A 14,944-nucleotide genomic window follows, 5' to 3' on the forward strand; every position below is an offset into this window, starting at 1 on the left:
CACGGCAGGGGCGGGGCATCCGGTCGTGCGGCCGGTGCCCCGCCCCTGCTGTGCCTGCGCGTCGCGTTACGCGAGGGCCGGGCCGGAAATCAGACGGCCGAGCCGGCCTTCCACTCCGCCCAGCTCATGTTCCAGCCGTTGAGGCCGTTGTCCGGCTGAATGGTCTTGTCGGGTGAGCCCTTCACCTCGACGACGTCGCCGATCATCGAGTTGGAGAAGAACCAGGCTCCGGCGGTGCTGTTGTCGTCCGCACCACGGGTGTCCTTCAGGCCGACGCAGCCGTGGCTGGTGTTGCCCGAACCGAACGGCGCGCCCCAGTAGTTGCCGTGGATGAACGTGCCGGACGTCGACAGGCGCATGGCGTGGGGCACGTCCTTGATGTCGTAGCCCTCCTCGCCCTTGCGCCCGAAGCCCACGGTGTTGCCGTCCATCCGTGTCTCCTTGTGCTTCTCGGAGATCACCATCTTGCCGTTGTACGTCGGGTTCTTGTCGCTGCCCGCGGAGATGGGGATGGTCTTGAGCTTCTTGCCGTCCCGCACGACGGTCATCTGGTGGCTGTCGACGTCGACGGTGCTGACCTGCGAGCGGCCGACGTTGAAGGTGACCGTCTTGTTCTGCACGCCGGTCAGGTTCTGCGCACCCTTCACACCGTCCAGCTTGAGGTCGAGGGTGATCCGGGAGCCCGGCTTCCAGTACTCCTGCGGCCGGAAGTCGAGGCGGGTGCCGTCGAACCAGTGCCCGACGATCTGCTGGCCGCTGGTCGAGCTGACCTTGATCGCGGACTGGACGGCCTTCTTGTCCGTGATCGGCTTGTCGAAGTTGATCGACACCGGCATTCCCACGCCGACCGTCTGGCCGTCCTCACCGGCGTAGGTGCCGATGAAGCTGTTGTCCGGCGAGACCGTGGTGAAGGTCGAGTTCTCGACGGCCTTGCGGCCACCGCTGTCCTTGGCCTGGGCCGTGATCTTGTACCGGGTGGCCCGCTCGAGCTGCTGCTGCGGCTTCCACGACTTGCCGTCGTCCGACATGGTGCCGGCGACACTCGTGCCGCCCTCGACGGCCATCATCTTGACCGCGGTGAGCTTCCCCTTGCTGACCGAGACGTTGCCGCCGGTGTTGATGCTCGCGCCCTCGGACCCGTTCCTGGAGGCGATCCTTATTCGGGCCTCCGAACTCTTCTTGCTGCGCGCCTCAGAGTTGGCGTTCTTGGCGTCGTCGCCGCCACTGCCGCCGTCGCCGGACGAACCGCACGCGCCCAGCGCGAGTACACCGCCGAGTACCGCGGCCGCAGCCGATACAGCCTTGCGGTGCCTACCCAGCGTTGTCACAGGCCTCTCCATTTGCCCTCGAATCCCAAGCTCCCCGTATCACCGCGTACATCCCCCGCCGGACCGACGCCGGACATGTTCGGACGCGCTCTACGGGATGGAACGCTCCCCGGCAGGTGACCGGTTCCGCGAGTTACAAAACTGTGTTCCGGGACACGGTCCTGTGGCAAATCAACTTGAGAAATGACTGTGACCTGCGGAAATGCCCGGGCGGACAATCCGTCGACTCTGTGACGAAGGACACTCAGCGGCGCACGCCGTCCAGACCGCGGAACTCACCGTGGATGTCCTCGCGGAAGTCCTGCTCCAGGTCGTCGAGCGGCTCGTCGAAGTCCGCGGGACCGCTCTCGTCGGGGAGACCGGCCGCGGGGTCCTCACCGGACTGGTCACGGCCGTGTTCGTTGTCGTCCTCGCGGTCGTACTCGTGCTCGTGCTCGTGGTCGTGGGTGCGGTTGTGCTCGTGGTCGTGCTCGTGCTCCTCGTCGTCGAGGCCGCCCGCCCCTTCGAGGAACGAGAACGCGTCGAGGTCGTCCGCGTCCATCTCCTCACTGCCCCAACTGGCGTGCGCGAGTTCGACCCCGGGCAGCTCCCGCACGAGGTCGAAGGGGTCGACCAGACAGGCGAGCGCCTCCCCCGCGTCCCCGCGGACGACCTCCTCGGCGTCCGCGCGCTCCTCGTCCGGCATCAGCTCGTCACGGGCGATGTGATCAAGGGCCGACCTGGTCAGAACATCCGCGTCGGCGATCTCGACGACCAGATCGACGCGGAGCCGGATGTGCGGCGAGGACTGTGCGGATGTGTCGGACAGTTCGGTACGCGTTGTCTCGTCGGCAGCCATGTCCGGAGCGTAGGACGGAACGGAGGCTCGGCTTCCGTACGACCCGCGGCTGTCTATAACATCAGCCACCGTGCCGCCAGTTCATGGCGCGGCCGGACGACGACAGCGCTTGGAAGGGGCTTCCTCCGTGTCCGCAGCCGGACGATCCAGCATCTCCGCTCACCGCCGGTCCCTGATGACGGCCACCGCGGCCGGCGCCGTGCTGTGTGCCCTCTGGTTCGTCCCCTCCGCAAGGGCCGCCCCCGACACCACCGGCCCGGGCGGGGCGCACCCCTCAGCGACCTCGTACTCGGGCGCCTCCTCCGCGCCGCACGCGACGGACGCCGCCGCCGACCGCGCCCGCCGGGCGTCCGCCGCCGAGCAGCCGGGGGACGGCGTCACCTCGCCCTTCTTCCTGAGCGCGCTCGGAGTGGCCGGCGCCGGCGGCGCCATGATCCTGCGGGCACGGCGCCGCAAGGCCGGCTAGGGGCTGTCCCGACCAGGACATGCCCGGCGACAGACCCGAGGGCCTGTCCGGCCACAGCCCTCAGTCGCAAGGCGAACCCTGGCTGTCGACGGACTTCTGCAGCACGTCGCAGGTGTACTGGCACTCGTCCATCAGCCGCGTGGCCTCCGCCAGCAGGATCCCGTACGGCCGGGAGGGGTCTCCCACCGGCAGCGAGTTCTCCTCCGCCGCCTCCACGAGACGCGTGCGGGCCTCCTGCGCCTGCTCCGCCGCCCGGCACAGCTCGGGTGCCTGCTCGTGCAGACGGTCCTCGTCGATCTTGCTGAACAGGTCGGATATCTTCGCGAGCGTGCGCAGGAAGTCGCCGTAGTCGCGCAGGAATTCGCCGTAAGCCTCCCCGTCCTTGCTGTCGTGCCACTGGTCCAGACTCCGGACCATGGAAGCCAGCTGGTACGTGACCCGCTCCAGGGCGTCGATGACGGCCCGGTACCCCGCAAACGTCACGCGGCCGTGATGGCGTTGCAGAAGCCGCCGGGGGTTGTAGTACGTGCTCTCCACCGCGGTGCGCACCGCCGACTGGGCCTGGCTCACCATCGGCCCCAGCTGCGACGCCCGGTGACGCCAGTGCCTGGTGCGCTCCTCCTCCAGGTGCTGGTTGCGCAGCGCCGGGTACATGTCGCCGATCAGGTCGCACAGCGCGTGGGCGAGGGTGTGGATGCCGCTCTCGGCGCTGCGGTAACGCATCGGGGGCATCACCAGCAGGTTGACCGCTGCCCCCACTCCGCATCCGACGAGGACGAGCAGGATGATCTGGCTGAGCTGGCTGAACTTGTCGCCGGGAGTGGTCGCCGTGGCGTAGGTGGAGAACGCGAAGAACGCGGCCGTCGCCACCTGCGATCCCTGTGAACCCAGCGGACGCCAGCGGCCGATGGCCATCGCGGCGAGCGCCACGAGAGCGAACGTCACCAGTCCGGGCCCGGCGAGGAATCCGAACAGCCCTTGCAGCGCCACGCCGAGCGAGACGGCTCCCAGGTAACGCAGCGACTGAAGAAGCGACTGGTAGACGGTGACCTGCATGATCAGCACAGCTGAGAACGGCGCGAACGCGGGCGACTGCGCTCCCATCAGCTGTTTGGCGATGTACCAGGCGATGAGGGCGGCCAGTGTGCTCTTGCCTATCAGCGCCAGGGTGTGCCGCTCATGTCCGTCCGAACCCACCGCACGCCGCAGCCACTGCCGTATACGGGCGACCCGCCCTTGGGAAGCCTCCTGCGTCCGCTGTGGCAGCGCCGTCTCCTGTGCCATTTCCTCTCCTGTTGGTTACGGGTGAACGAAAGCGATGCGTACCCCGTCATGGCACTTCTGCGCATGCCCGGCGGACCCGGTGCCGACGATTACGTCACACCCGGACGTCTCCTCTTCCGCTTGCCGGGGAGAGGGCCCGGAAGCCGGGAGTCCGGACCGGCCTCGGGCAGTCGTCCCATGGACTCGGACCGTCCCGCGTGCTCGGGCCGTCGTCCCATGGGCTCGGGCCGTCCCGGTGCTCGGGCGGGTCCGTGGGCCTCAGGCGAGCTCGCCCGTCACCGACTCGGCCGCCCGCACCAGCGCTCCCGTCCCGACGAAGCGCTCGGCGACCGCCAGATCCGGTGCGAGGAACCGGTCGGGCCCCGGCCCGTCCACGCCGGCCCCGCGCAACGCGTCCACGATCGCGCGGGACGCCTCGCCCGGCGTCAGCCTCGCGTCCGCGGCACGCAGTTCGACGGCACGCGCCGCGGCGTACAGCTCGACGGCGACGACCCGGGTCAGGGCGTCGACCGCGCTGCGCAGCTTGCGGGCCGCGGACCAGCCCATCGAGACATGGTCCTCCTGCATGGCGGAGGAGGGGATCGAGTCGGCGGAGGACGGGACGGCCAGCCGCTTCATCTCGCTGACCAGGGCGGCCTGCGTGTACTGGGCGATCATCAGGCCGGAGTCGACACCGGCGTCGTGCGCCAGGAACGGCGGCAGGCCGTGCGAGCGGTTCTTGTCCAGGAGGCGGTCGGTCCGGCGCTCGGCGATCGACGCGAGGTCGGCGGCGGCCACGGCGAGGAAGTCGAGCACGTAGGCGACGGGCGCCCCGTGGAAGTTGCCGTTGGACTCCACTCGCCCGTCCGGCAGCACGACCGGGTTGTCGACGGCCGAGGCGAGTTCGCGCCGCGCGACCGTCAGGGCGTGCGCGAGCGTGTCGCGTCCGGCGCCCGCGACCTGCGGGGCGCAGCGCACCGAGTACGCGTCCTGGACGCGCGGCGCGTCGTCCTGGTGGTGGCCGGTCAGCCCCGAACCGGCAAGCACCTTCAGCATGTTGGCCGCCGAGGCGGCCTGGCCCGGGTGCGGTCGGATGGCGTGCAGCTCCGGTGCGAGGACCCTGTCCGTGCCGAGCAGCGCCTCCAGGGTGAGCGCGGCGGTGATGTCCGCGGAGGTGAACAGGCGGGCGAGGTCCGCACAGGCGAGCAGGAGCATGCCGAGCATGCCGTCCGTGCCGTTGAGGAGGGCGAGCCCCTCCTTCTCGCGCAGTTCGACGGGCGTGATGCCGTGCTCGGCGAGGAGCTCCGCGGCGGGCCGGACCGTGGCGTCGGGGCCTTCCGCCTCGCCCTCGCCCATGAGTGTCAGTGCGCAGTGGGAGAGCGGGGCGAGATCGCCGGAGCAGCCGAGGGAGCCGTATTCGTGCACGACGGGGGTGACGCCGGCGTTGAGCAGGTCCGCGATGGACTGCGCCACCTCGGCCCGTACGCCCGTCCGCCCTGACGCGAGGGTCTTCAGGCGCAGGAACATCAGCGCGCGTACGACCTCACGCTCCACGCGCGGGCCCATGCCGGCCGCGTGCGAGCGCACGATGTTGCGCTGGAGCTGGGCGCGGAGGCCGGGGCTGATGTGACGCACCGCGAGCGCCCCGAAGCCGGTGGAGACTCCGTAGACGGGCTCGGTCTTGGCTGCCAGCTCCTCGATGTGCCGCCGGGAGGCGTCGAGTGCTGCCCGTGCCCGGGCCGACAGCTCCACACGGGCGCCGTCCCGGGCGACGGCGATGACGTCTTCGGGGCTCGTGCCGGAGTCGCCCAGCACCACGGTGTGCATACTCATATTCAGGCAGCCTAAAGAGTGAATCGATTCCTGTCACGACCGGGGTGTGCGGACGGGGACGCGGGAGGGTGCGGGGTCCTCCCCACGGCGTTGCCGCCGGGAGACGCCGGGGCGGGGGTTCGCAGTGGGGCTGCGGAAAGCGGTGCGGTACCGGGCGGACGGGCGCCGATCCGGCGGCCGGCCGCTCACGCCCCGTGGCTCCGGACGCGCGGTCCCTGCCGGTCCGGCGGGCGGGAGTCGCGGGAGGGGTCGATCGAGTGCCGGCGAGAGGGACCACGGGAGGAGTCCGTCCCGTCGGTGCGGAGGCCGCGCACGGCAGCGGACTCGTCGGGACGTTCGGTGCGTATGTGCCGGTCCGGCGGGTCCGCAGGACCCGGCCTCCGGCCCTCAGCCTCCCCGGCCTCCCCGGCCTGCGGGTTCCGGCCCTGCGAGTCCCGGTCCTGGGCCGCATCCCTTTCCCCCTGCCGGTCCCGGACCTCGTCCCCTTCCCGGTCCTGGGCCTCTCCGCCCCGCGGGTGTGTGTCCTGCCGGCCTTGCACGTCCGGCGGATGCTGCTGACCGCCCTCGCCGGTCTCCCTGACCCCCGCCTCGTCCGGTGCCTCGTCCGGCTTCGGGGTGTGACCGCGGAAGTGGCGGCGGTCGCCCGCCGGCGGCGCCGCTGCTGCTGCCTCCTCGGCCTCCGAGGCGTCGGCGAGACGCACGACGGGATCCTCGGTGCCGCCCCGGCGACCCGCCACCACCGGTCCCAGCGCACGCGCGGCCTTCGCCCTGTACTGCGCGGCGTCGGCCAACCGGAAGAGGCGGGCCGCCGAACGTATCCGCCCTATCCGGTCTCCCGTGGAGGCGACACCGCACGAGACACCGTCGCCGCCCCGCAGCCCGAGGGCGTTGCGGCAGACCTCCTCCGCGGCCCGTACGACCTGGTCCGCGGGCGGTCCGACCGTCAGCAGGCAGAACTCGTCGCCGCCCAGGCGTGCGGCCAGCGCACCCGGAAGCTTCGCCCCGGACATCGACAGCACCATCCCGAACCGTTCCAGCAGCCGGTCGCCGGCGGCATGGCCCTGCTCGTCGTTGACGCGCTTGAGGCCGTTGAGGTCGCAGACGACGAGGCTCACCACGGTGCCGTCCTCGCGGTGACGCTCCAGGCCGTCGTCCAGCTTGCCCTCGATGGCCCTGCGGTTGGCCAGGCCTGTCAGCTGGTCGGTGTAGGCAAGGCGGCGCACCTCTTCCAGCTGCTCGTTCTGCGCGATCCCGGCGGCGATGATCTCGGCCAGTACGGCCGCGAAGTGCGCGTCGGAACGGTCGAAGACCGGTGCCCCGGAACGGCGGGCCACATACAGCTCGCCCCAGGCACGCCCGCGCAGCACTATCGGCGCCACGACGCAGCAGCCGCGGCCGCGGCGGCGCAGTGCGGCCACGCGCGCGTTGCGGGGGGCGGCGCCGGACCGGCCGGGCCGTTCGCGCCCCTCCCCCTCGGCCGTCTCGATCCAGGCGAGCGGCTCCTCGGCGCCGTCCGCGGCCCACCGTTCCGGCAGCGGCTCGGTGATCTCGGGGAAGTCGTGCACCGGGTAGGACTCGTCCTCGGGGAACTCCTGCTCCCCCGGGGCGAGTTCGCCGACGTTGACCAGTACGTCGAGGCGTCCCCGTGCCCGGTCCCATGCGGAGAGAGCGGCGAAGGCGGCGTTCATGCCGGCGCACGCCCGCTGGGCCGCGGCGTGCGCGACCTCACGGAGCGTCGAGTGGCGGGGGTGCGCCTCGCAGAAGCGCTGCGCCCCTGCCATGGCCTGCGCCAGCTCGACGACAGCCCGCAGCCGTTCGTCCTCTCCCATGAGAGCCAGGCTAGGACGAGTCAGGACAATCTTCTCGGGCCGGTCCGGTCCCCCCGGCCGCACGTGCGGCCGTCCGTGCCGTGTGCCGACGGCCGTACCGCGGGCACGAGAAGCCCGCGCACGGACCTGCCGTACGGGTTACTCCGGCACCGCTCCGGCGGGACGCCAGGGCCTCAGCGCATTGCGACCGGGACGCGCCGCCGGCCGCCGGCAGCGCCTCACTCCCCCGGCCACTGCGGCTTCCGCTTCTCGTTGAAGGCGGCGACGCCCTCCGTGCGGTCCCCGGAGAAGGCGACGGTGCGCCAGGCGGCGTCCTCGATCTCCAGCCCGGCCCACAGGTCCAGTCCCCAGCCCGTGCGCAGCGCCCGCTTCGCGGCCCGCAGGCCCACAGGTGAGTTCCCGGCGATGCGGCCGGCCAGCGCGAGCGCCTCGGCACGGACCGCTCCGTCCTCGACCAGTTCGTCCACGAGACCGAGTTCGCGTGCCTCCGCCGCCTCGACGCGGCGCGCGGAGAAGATCAGCTCGGCCGCGCGGGCCGCTCCGACCCTGCGGGGCAGCAACTGCGTGCCGCCGCCGCCGGGGATGACGCCGACGGAGACCTCGGGCAGCCCCACCACGGCCGTGGAGTCGGCGACGATCACGTCGCAGGAGAGCGCCAGCTCGAAGCCTCCGCCGAGCGCGAAGCCGTGGACGGCGGCGATCGTCGGCATCGGCAGGTCCAGCACACCCGTGTAGGCGGCGCGGGCCGTCGGGCGGTGGCGGCTGAGGTCGGCGTCGCTGAGGGCGTTGCGCTCCTTGAGGTCCGCGCCGACGCAGAACGCCCGGTCGTTGCTGGAGCTGAGCACCGTGGCGTGCACGTGCCGGTCCCGGCCGAGATCGGTGCACGCCTCGACCAGACCGGCGGCGAGCTCGGCGGACACGGCGTTCATGGCCTTCGGCCGGTCCAGTACGAGCTCGGCGACATGGGTCCCGGAGTCCTTGCGGACCACGATCCACTCGCCGAAACGCTTCTCAGTCACCGTGCTCATGCGGCCCTCCGGGTTGACGCGCGCTCAGGACGGACGCGCATCAGATTACGGTCCGCCTCCGGCCCGCCGGTACAAAGGACGGAGAGCTGAGCCGAAGTGAGCGAAGTGAGCGCCTTTCAGCGGCGGTTGAGCATCCAGGGCTCGACGACTCCGAGGCCGCGCACGGGACGCTGGTACAGCGGCTGCAGGGCGTAGCGGTAGTCCGAGAGGTCCTCGGTCTCCTTCTCCGACTCCGGTGCATCGCCCGAGGCGACGAGTTCCGCGCGGAAATCGCCGTCCACGAGGACTCTGTCCTTCGGCGCTATCGACGTCAGCCTGCTCGCCAGGTTGACGGTGTTGCCGAAGACGTCGCCCATGCGCGTCGTCATCGTGCCGAAGGCGATGCCCACGCGCAGTTCGGGCATTGTCGGATCGTTCGCCATGGTCTCGATCAGCCGCAGGCCGATCTCCGCGGCGGTGCCCGCGTCCTCGGCCACGTAGAGGATCTCGTCGCCGAGGGCCTTGATCAGGCGGCCGCCGTTCGCGGCGACCAGGTCCGCCGACGTCGTCTCGAACGCCTCGACCAGCTCGCCGAGTTCGTCGTCCTCGAGACGTCGCGTCAGTCGTGTGAAGCCCACCAGGTCGGCGAAGGCGATCGCCTGCCGCCGGGCGACGGTGTCCTCGTCGTCCAGTGCCTGCACCACCCGGCCCGTGGCCGCGGCGAGCTGACGCCGCCACACGTAGACCAGGAACTCCTCCAGCTCGGGCAGAAGCAGCTGGACCAGCGGATAGGTGACCTCGTTGCGCGTCATGCCGGGCTCGGGCGGCTCCGTCAGACCCATCAGGAAGGAGTCGATCTGCCAGTCGGCGAGCCGTGAGGTGGTCTGTCCGGTCGAACGGGCGACCTGCACGGCCGTCGCCTCGCTGAGCAGGCCCGCCTCCACGAGGCCCGCGAGCCGCCGCAGCGCCAGCACGTCCGCCTCGGTGAGGGCCTTGGCCTGCCCGACGTCGGCGAAGCCCATCGCACGCCAGAAGCGGGAGGCCAGCTCCATCGAGACCCCGGCCGCCCGGGCCGCCTGGAAAGGGGTGTACTGCCGCTTCGAACCCAGGATCAGCTGCTCGATGCGCAGGGCGCTGGGGTCGTCCTCGTCGTCGGCGGCGCCTTCGGGGTCCGTGCCGTCGGGGCCGTCCGCCCCGGGGCCGCCGGCCGAGCTCGGAGAGTCCGGAGAGACGGAGAAGTCGAGTGCCGCCCCGCCGGTGCCGCCGGTGCCTCCGGTGTCTCCGGTGCCGCCGGACCGTCCGGCCGGGGCCGCGTCCGCGGACCCCTGTCCGCCTCCCGGCTCCGGCGCCGACTGCGATCCGGACGGGCGCGCGGGAATGTCCGGTTCATCGTCGGCCACTGTCCGCCCCTCGCCCGGTCCGGTCGTCCCTGCGCACTGCCCTTCCGCCCTCTTGCTGAGATCTTCCGGGGATCACCGGGACGCCTGACATCCGTGTCCCCTCCGCCGCGCCAACCATACGGCAGCAGCGCGCTGAACTGGTCCCTCTGCGAACGGCCCATCAGAAGCGGACCACCGGCCCGGCGCAACACCTACCCTGTGCGGCCGGTCCCGGTGAGGGTGTTTGTCCGGCCCGAGCCGGGTCGCCGAGCCGTTGCCGGCCGGCCGCCGAGCCCGTTGCCGAGCCATTTTCTGCGACCCGTGGCCGGAGGCGCCCGCGGGAGGGTGCCGGAGCCCCGGCGGTCACGCCTCCGCGCCGTCGTCGCTCCCGTGGCCCCCGTGACCGCGCAGGTGCACGATGTCGCCCGCCGCGACGGGCCGCTGCACCCCTTCTCCGGTACCGATCACAAGCCGCCCGTCGCTGTCGACGGCCACCGCCTCGCCGACGAGTTCCCCGCCTCCGGGCAGCTCCGCCCGCACATGCCGGCCGAGCGTCGCGCACCCCGCGGCGTACGCCTCCAGCACGCCGGAGGCGGCGGGATCCCCGTCGGCGGCGGCCCAGCGCCCGTACCAGTCCTCGACGGAACGCAGCACCGCGCGCAGCAGCGGATCGCGGTCGGCGGCCGGTGCTCCGGCGAGGACGAGCGAGCCGGCCGTGGGCACGGGCAGCTCCGCTTCGCGTAGCGAGACGTTGAGGCCGATACCGAGGACGATTCCCGCGCCGCCCGGCCCACCCGCCCCGTCGCCCCGGCCCTGCGCCGCGGCCACGTCGGTGCGTTCCGCGAGGATGCCGCCGGTCTTGCGCTCCTCACCCCCGATGTCCACGAGGACGTCGTTGGGCCACTTCAGCTTCGTGTCCACTCCCGCCGTGCGGGCCAGCGCGCTCGCCGTCGCCACCCCCGCCAGCAGCGGCACCCACCCCCAGCGGTCCTGCGGCACCGGCGGCACGAGAAGCACCGACACGAAGAGACCGGAGCGCGGGGGTGCGCTCCACCCCCGCTCCAGCCGGCCGCGGCCCGCCGTCTGCTCCTCGGCGACGAGCACGGCACCCTCGCGCGCGCTTCCGTCGCGTGCGCGCGCGGCGAGGTCGGTGTTGGTCGAGCCGGTGCGCTCGACGACGTCCAGCGATGTCCACACACTGTCCGCTCCGGTCAGTGCGCGGCGCAGCGCGGCGGCGTTGAGCGGTGGGCGGCCGAGGTCGGACCAGCGGCCGCCCGGGTCTCCGGAGGGGTTCGGCGTCATGCCGTCAGCGTAGGCCCGCCCCCGGTGCCGCCGCCCGCCCGGCGGGGCCGTGCCGCGGCAGGCAGCCGTGCCGCAGCAGGCAGGAGTGTGGCCAACGCCGCACCGACGAACGGCTTCTTCGCGGATAACCTACGAAACGGTAGCCGCACGCTGACGAGTAGGAGCCGCACGCAGATGTCCGAGCAGGAGAGCCCAGACATCCACACGACCGCGGGGAAGATCGCGGACTTCGAACGCCGCGCTGCGGAGGCGACGCACGCGGGTTCGCAGCGCGCGGTGGAGAAACAGCACGCCAAGGGCAAACTGACAGCGCGTGAGCGGATCGATCTGCTGCTGGACGAGGGCAGTTTCACTGAGCTGGACGAGTTCGCCCGGCACCGCTCGACCAACTTCGGCCTGGAGAAGAACCGTCCGTACGGGGACGGTGTCGTCACCGGCTACGGAACGGTCGACGGCCGTCCCGTGTGCGTCTATTCGCAGGACTTCACGATCTTCGGCGGCTCGCTCGGCGAGGTGTACGGCGAGAAGATCGTCAAGGTCATGGACTTCGCCCTGAAGAACGGCTGCCCGGTCATCGGGATCAACGACGGCGGCGGCGCCCGCATCCAGGAAGGGGTCGTGGCGCTCGGCCTGTTCGCGGAGATCTTCCGCAGGAACGTGCACGCGTCCGGCGTCGTCCCGCAGATCAGCCTCATCGTCGGCCCGTGCGCCGGCGGGGCGGTCTACTCCCCGGCGATCACCGACTTCACGGTGATGGTGGATCAGACGTCGCACATGTTCATCACGGGTCCCGACGTCATCAAGACGGTCACCGGCGAGGACGTCGGCTTCGAGGAACTGGGCGGCGCCCGCACGCACAACGCCACCTCGGGCGTCGCGCACCACATGTCGGGCGACGAGAAGGACGCCATCGAGTACGTCAAGGGCCTGTTGTCCTACCTGCCGTCGAACAACCTGTCCGAACCCCCGGTCTTCCCCGAGGAGGCGGACCTGGAGACCTCGGACGAGGACCGCGAGCTGGACACGCTCATCCCGGACTCCGCGAACCAGCCCTACGACATGCACTCCGCGATCGAGCACGTACTCGACGACGGTGAATTCCTCGAAACACAGGCGCTGTTCGCCCCGAACATCATCACCGGCTTCGGACGGATCGAGGGCCAGTCGGTGGGCGTCGTCGCCAACCAGCCGCTGCAGTTCGCCGGCTGCCTCAACATCGACGCCAGCGAGAAGGCGGCGCGGTTCGTGCGCACCTGCGACGCGTTCAACGTGCCCGTCCTCACCTTCGTCGACGTGCCGGGCTTCCTGCCGGGCACGGACCAGGAATACGACGGCATCATCCGGCGCGGCGCCAAGCTGATCTACGCCTACGCGGAGGCGACGGTGCCGCTGGTCACCGTGATCACGCGGAAGGCCTTCGGCGGCGCCTACGACGTCATGGGTTCCAAGCACCTCGGCGCCGACCTCAACTTCGCCTGGCCCACCGCGCAGATCGCCGTCATGGGTGCGCAGGGCGCCGTCAACATCCTCTACCGCAAGCGGCTCGGCAGCGTCGAGGACGAGGAGGAACGGGAGCAGCTGCGGGCGGAGCTGACCCAGGAGTACGAGGACGCGCTGCTGAATCCGTATGCCGCGGCCGAACGCGGGTATGTGGACGCTGTGATCATGCCGTCCGAGACCCGCCGCCACATCACCCGCGGTCTGCGCACGCTCCGTTCGAAGCGCGAGCAGCTGCCCCCGAAGAAGCACGGCAACATCCCGCTGTGAGGAGGCCGTTCGCCATGCTCGACCCGACGACAGAGGAGCGGGGGGAGAACCCGCCGTTCCCGCCGATCAAGGTGGTGCGGGGCAACCCGACCCCGGAGGAACTGGCCGCCGCCCTGGCGGTGGTCAGGGCGCGGGCGGCCGCGGTGGCGTCGCAGGCGCCGGCTTCCCGCACCGCGCAGGAATGGTCGGACCCTGCCCGTACGGTCCCGCGCCGTGTGCCTCACCCGGGCCCGAAGGCGTGGCGAACGACGTTCTGGCCCGCCTGACGCGGCCCCGGCTCCTTCCGGCCCGCACGTGCCCGCGCCCGGAGCGGCCGCGGGCACGTGCGGGCCGGAATGAGTACGCGTACTCAGGCGCCGCACCGGCGTCCGCCGCAGCATGGAATTCATGCTGTGGTCGGACCCCCGCGACGAGCCTCCGAAGGAGATGCGCGCGACGCTGGCGATGCTGCGGCGCCTGTACTGGCTGCTGCCCGTCGTCGTGATCGCTTCCGTCGTGCTGGCCAACGTGCGGCCGGACGCCTGACAGGCGTACCGGCGGACGGCCCCCGCCGGGTCTCTACGATTGCGCCCATGGCCTCTTCCTCCTCAGCTTCTTCTTCCTCACCTTCCTCACCTTCCTCGCCGCAGCAGCCGCCCGCCCGGCCCGTGCGCCGGCTCGTCCTCGCCTCCGCGTCCCCGGCCCGGCTGGGTCTCCTCGAGCAGGCGGGCTTCTCGCCCGAGGTGATAGTCAGCGGCGTGGACGAGGACACGCTGTCGGCACCGACTCCCGGCGAGCTGGCGCGAGTGCTGGCCGAGGCGAAGGCACAGGCCGTCGCGGCGCTTCCCCGTGCCGCGGACGCGCTCGTGCTCGGCTGCGACTCCGTGCTGGAGCTGGACGGCGAGCCCCTGGGCAAGCCCGCCGACGCCGAGGAGGCGACGGCGCGCTGGAAGGCGATGCGCGGCCGCTCGGGAGTGCTGCAGACGGGGCACTGCGTCCTCGACACCCGTGACGGCAGCAGCACTTCGGCGACGGCGTCCACGACCGTGCACTTCGGCGAGCCGACCGACGAGGAGATCGCCGCCTACGTGGCGACGGGAGAACCCGTGCACGTCGCGGGCGCGTTCACGCTCGACGGCCGCTCCGCGCCGTTCGTCAGGGGAATCGAGGGAGACCACGGAACGGTGATCGGGCTGTCGCTGCCGCTGCTGCGCGATCTCCTCGCGCAACTGGACGTGCGCATCACGGACTTGTGGTCCTGAAAGCGGCGGGGAGCGAGCGGTCGTCCGGGGTTCCTCCCGGGCCGTCCGGGCCTACGGGCGGGCGGTGCGCTCGCGCCTGAGGCCCGGCCTCCTCGTGCCTGAGCCCCGGCCCGGGAGGGAGCCCCGCCCGCGTTCCGCTTCTACGGTGCCGAGGGCTCCGGATGCGGACCGCCCGACGGCGGCGGCGAGTTGTCCGTCGAGGGCTGCGAAGTCCCCTCCGCGGCCCTCTCCTCGACGCTGTAGGACAGCAGGGACCACACGATCAGTCCCAGCACCACCATCATGAACACGAACGCGAGCCAGCCGACCAGCCCGACGGACACCGCGCCCAGCAGGCCGTGCACCACCGCGGCGCTGATGAGCAGGATGCGCAGTATTCCCACGGGCGCCCGGTCACGGATCGCCGTACTGGCGAACACCACCGCGCACAGCAGCAGATAACAGCCGACGAGCGCACCCGCGATCACGGCGGAGAGCGACATCGAGCGGGGTTCGAGTCCCGCCATGGACATTTGCTGTTCGTCCACGACCATGCCGAGGAAGATATGCAGCAGAACGAGGCCGACTGCCTCGACCACCAGTACCAGCGCCGCGGCCGCGGCCACCGATCGTCGGAGCCCCACCTCGCCCACCCACTTCCGCTTCCGTCACCCATGGCCCGATGCTGGTCGTTACCTGGAGTACGCCGCCA

Annotated in this window: 13 protein-coding genes and 1 pseudogene; 5 read left to right on the top strand and 9 right to left on the bottom strand. The window is 71.6% G+C overall.

The annotated features are described in order from the left end of the window. Positions 1 to 89: 89 nt before the first annotated feature. Both H180DRAFT_RS10410 and H180DRAFT_RS28560 read right to left on the bottom strand, forming a co-directional pair. Positions 90 to 1,340 (bottom strand): L,D-transpeptidase, encoded by a 1,251-nt coding sequence (locus H180DRAFT_RS10410; RefSeq protein WP_074466724.1) that lies wholly within the window; start codon positions 1,338 to 1,340, stop codon positions 90 to 92. A gap of 232 nt (positions 1,341 to 1,572) precedes the next feature. After that, positions 1,573 to 2,166, bottom strand: coding sequence for a hypothetical protein (locus tag H180DRAFT_RS28560; RefSeq protein ID WP_074466725.1), 594 nt, complete (start codon positions 2,164 to 2,166; stop codon positions 1,573 to 1,575). A gap of 127 nt (positions 2,167 to 2,293) precedes the next feature. On the opposite strand from H180DRAFT_RS28560, the gene H180DRAFT_RS10420 reads away from it, so the two are divergent. After that, complete coding sequence (locus tag H180DRAFT_RS10420) at positions 2,294 to 2,632, top strand: hypothetical protein (RefSeq protein WP_079100000.1); 339 nt, start codon at positions 2,294 to 2,296, stop codon at positions 2,630 to 2,632. 60 nt (positions 2,633 to 2,692) lie between these two features. Here H180DRAFT_RS10420 and H180DRAFT_RS10425 read toward each other — a convergent pair whose 3' ends face one another. The 6 genes and pseudogenes from H180DRAFT_RS10425 to H180DRAFT_RS10450 all read right to left on the bottom strand — a co-directional run bounded on the left by H180DRAFT_RS10425 (position 2,693) and on the right by H180DRAFT_RS10450 (position 11,245). After that, the gene (locus H180DRAFT_RS10425) at positions 2,693 to 3,916 is read right to left on the bottom strand and encodes an FUSC family protein (protein ID WP_055485748.1); all 1,224 of its coding nucleotides are present in this window, start codon (positions 3,914 to 3,916) and stop codon (positions 2,693 to 2,695) included. A 258-nt stretch (positions 3,917 to 4,174) separates the two neighbouring features. Then, the gene (gene hutH / locus H180DRAFT_RS10430) at positions 4,175 to 5,722 is read right to left on the bottom strand and encodes a histidine ammonia-lyase (protein ID WP_055485749.1); all 1,548 of its coding nucleotides are present in this window, start codon (positions 5,720 to 5,722) and stop codon (positions 4,175 to 4,177) included. A 692-nt stretch (positions 5,723 to 6,414) separates the two neighbouring features. After that, positions 6,415 to 7,557: pseudogene (locus tag H180DRAFT_RS10435) on the bottom strand (GGDEF domain-containing protein); the annotation flags it as partial. Between the two features lie 218 nt (positions 7,558 to 7,775). Continuing rightward, positions 7,776 to 8,585 (bottom strand): enoyl-CoA hydratase/isomerase family protein, encoded by an 810-nt coding sequence (locus tag H180DRAFT_RS10440; RefSeq protein WP_074466727.1) that lies wholly within the window; start codon positions 8,583 to 8,585, stop codon positions 7,776 to 7,778. Between the two features lie 116 nt (positions 8,586 to 8,701). Further along, positions 8,702 to 9,964: an adenylate/guanylate cyclase domain-containing protein gene (locus H180DRAFT_RS10445; RefSeq protein WP_055485750.1), complete on the bottom strand. Its 1,263-nt coding sequence runs from the start codon at positions 9,962 to 9,964 to the stop codon at positions 8,702 to 8,704. 342 nt (positions 9,965 to 10,306) lie between these two features. Next, positions 10,307 to 11,245 carry a biotin--[acetyl-CoA-carboxylase] ligase gene (locus H180DRAFT_RS10450; RefSeq protein WP_055485751.1) on the bottom strand — a complete coding sequence of 313 codons (939 nt, stop codon included), beginning with the start codon at positions 11,243 to 11,245 and terminating at the stop codon, positions 10,307 to 10,309. Between the two features lie 174 nt (positions 11,246 to 11,419). On the opposite strand from H180DRAFT_RS10450, the gene H180DRAFT_RS10455 reads away from it, so the two are divergent. The 4 genes from H180DRAFT_RS10455 to H180DRAFT_RS10465 all read left to right on the top strand — a co-directional run bounded on the left by H180DRAFT_RS10455 (position 11,420) and on the right by H180DRAFT_RS10465 (position 14,253). Beyond that, positions 11,420 to 13,012 (top strand): acyl-CoA carboxylase subunit beta, encoded by a 1,593-nt coding sequence (locus tag H180DRAFT_RS10455; RefSeq protein ID WP_055485752.1) that lies wholly within the window; start codon positions 11,420 to 11,422, stop codon positions 13,010 to 13,012. A gap of 14 nt (positions 13,013 to 13,026) precedes the next feature. Further along, positions 13,027 to 13,278, top strand: coding sequence for an acyl-CoA carboxylase epsilon subunit (locus tag H180DRAFT_RS10460; RefSeq protein ID WP_055485753.1), 252 nt, complete (start codon positions 13,027 to 13,029; stop codon positions 13,276 to 13,278). Between the two features lie 121 nt (positions 13,279 to 13,399). Continuing rightward, positions 13,400 to 13,537: a morphogenic membrane protein MmpB gene (mmpB, locus tag H180DRAFT_RS29785; RefSeq protein ID WP_175437755.1), complete on the top strand. Its 138-nt coding sequence runs from the start codon at positions 13,400 to 13,402 to the stop codon at positions 13,535 to 13,537. A 47-nt stretch (positions 13,538 to 13,584) separates the two neighbouring features. Beyond that, positions 13,585 to 14,253: a Maf family protein gene (locus H180DRAFT_RS10465; protein WP_079100001.1), complete on the top strand. Its 669-nt coding sequence runs from the start codon at positions 13,585 to 13,587 to the stop codon at positions 14,251 to 14,253. Between the two features lie 140 nt (positions 14,254 to 14,393). Here the strand turns inward: H180DRAFT_RS10465 and H180DRAFT_RS10470 are convergent, their stop codons facing one another. Then, complete coding sequence (locus H180DRAFT_RS10470; protein ID WP_107097628.1) at positions 14,394 to 14,876, bottom strand: hypothetical protein; 483 nt, start codon at positions 14,874 to 14,876, stop codon at positions 14,394 to 14,396. Between the last annotated feature and the right edge of the window lie 68 nt (positions 14,877 to 14,944).

Source organism: Streptomyces sp. WMMB 322 (genome assembly GCF_900090145.1).
Classification (GTDB): Bacteria; Actinomycetota; Actinomycetes; order Streptomycetales; family Streptomycetaceae; genus Streptomyces.

Bases quoted from the DNA above. Each gene is read 5' to 3' on its own strand.
- H180DRAFT_RS10410 (WP_074466724.1), bottom strand. From the start codon at position 1,340: ATGGAGAGGCCTGTGACAACGCTGGGTAGGCACCGCAAGGCTGTATCG.
- H180DRAFT_RS28560 (WP_074466725.1), bottom strand. From the start codon at position 2,166: ATGGCTGCCGACGAGACAACGCGTACCGAACTGTCCGACACATCCGCA.
- H180DRAFT_RS10425 (WP_055485748.1), bottom strand. From the start codon at position 3,916: ATGGCACAGGAGACGGCGCTGCCACAGCGGACGCAGGAGGCTTCCCAA.
- hutH (WP_055485749.1), bottom strand. From the start codon at position 5,722: ATGCACACCGTGGTGCTGGGCGACTCCGGCACGAGCCCCGAAGACGTC.
- H180DRAFT_RS10440 (WP_074466727.1), bottom strand. From the start codon at position 8,585: ATGAGCACGGTGACTGAGAAGCGTTTCGGCGAGTGGATCGTGGTCCGC.
- H180DRAFT_RS10450 (WP_055485751.1), bottom strand. From the start codon at position 11,245: ATGACGCCGAACCCCTCCGGAGACCCGGGCGGCCGCTGGTCCGACCTC.
- H180DRAFT_RS10455 (WP_055485752.1), top strand. From the start codon at position 11,420: ATGTCCGAGCAGGAGAGCCCAGACATCCACACGACCGCGGGGAAGATC.
- H180DRAFT_RS10460 (WP_055485753.1), top strand. From the start codon at position 13,027: ATGCTCGACCCGACGACAGAGGAGCGGGGGGAGAACCCGCCGTTCCCG.
- mmpB (WP_175437755.1), top strand. From the start codon at position 13,400: ATGCTGTGGTCGGACCCCCGCGACGAGCCTCCGAAGGAGATGCGCGCG.
- H180DRAFT_RS10465 (WP_079100001.1), top strand. From the start codon at position 13,585: ATGGCCTCTTCCTCCTCAGCTTCTTCTTCCTCACCTTCCTCACCTTCC.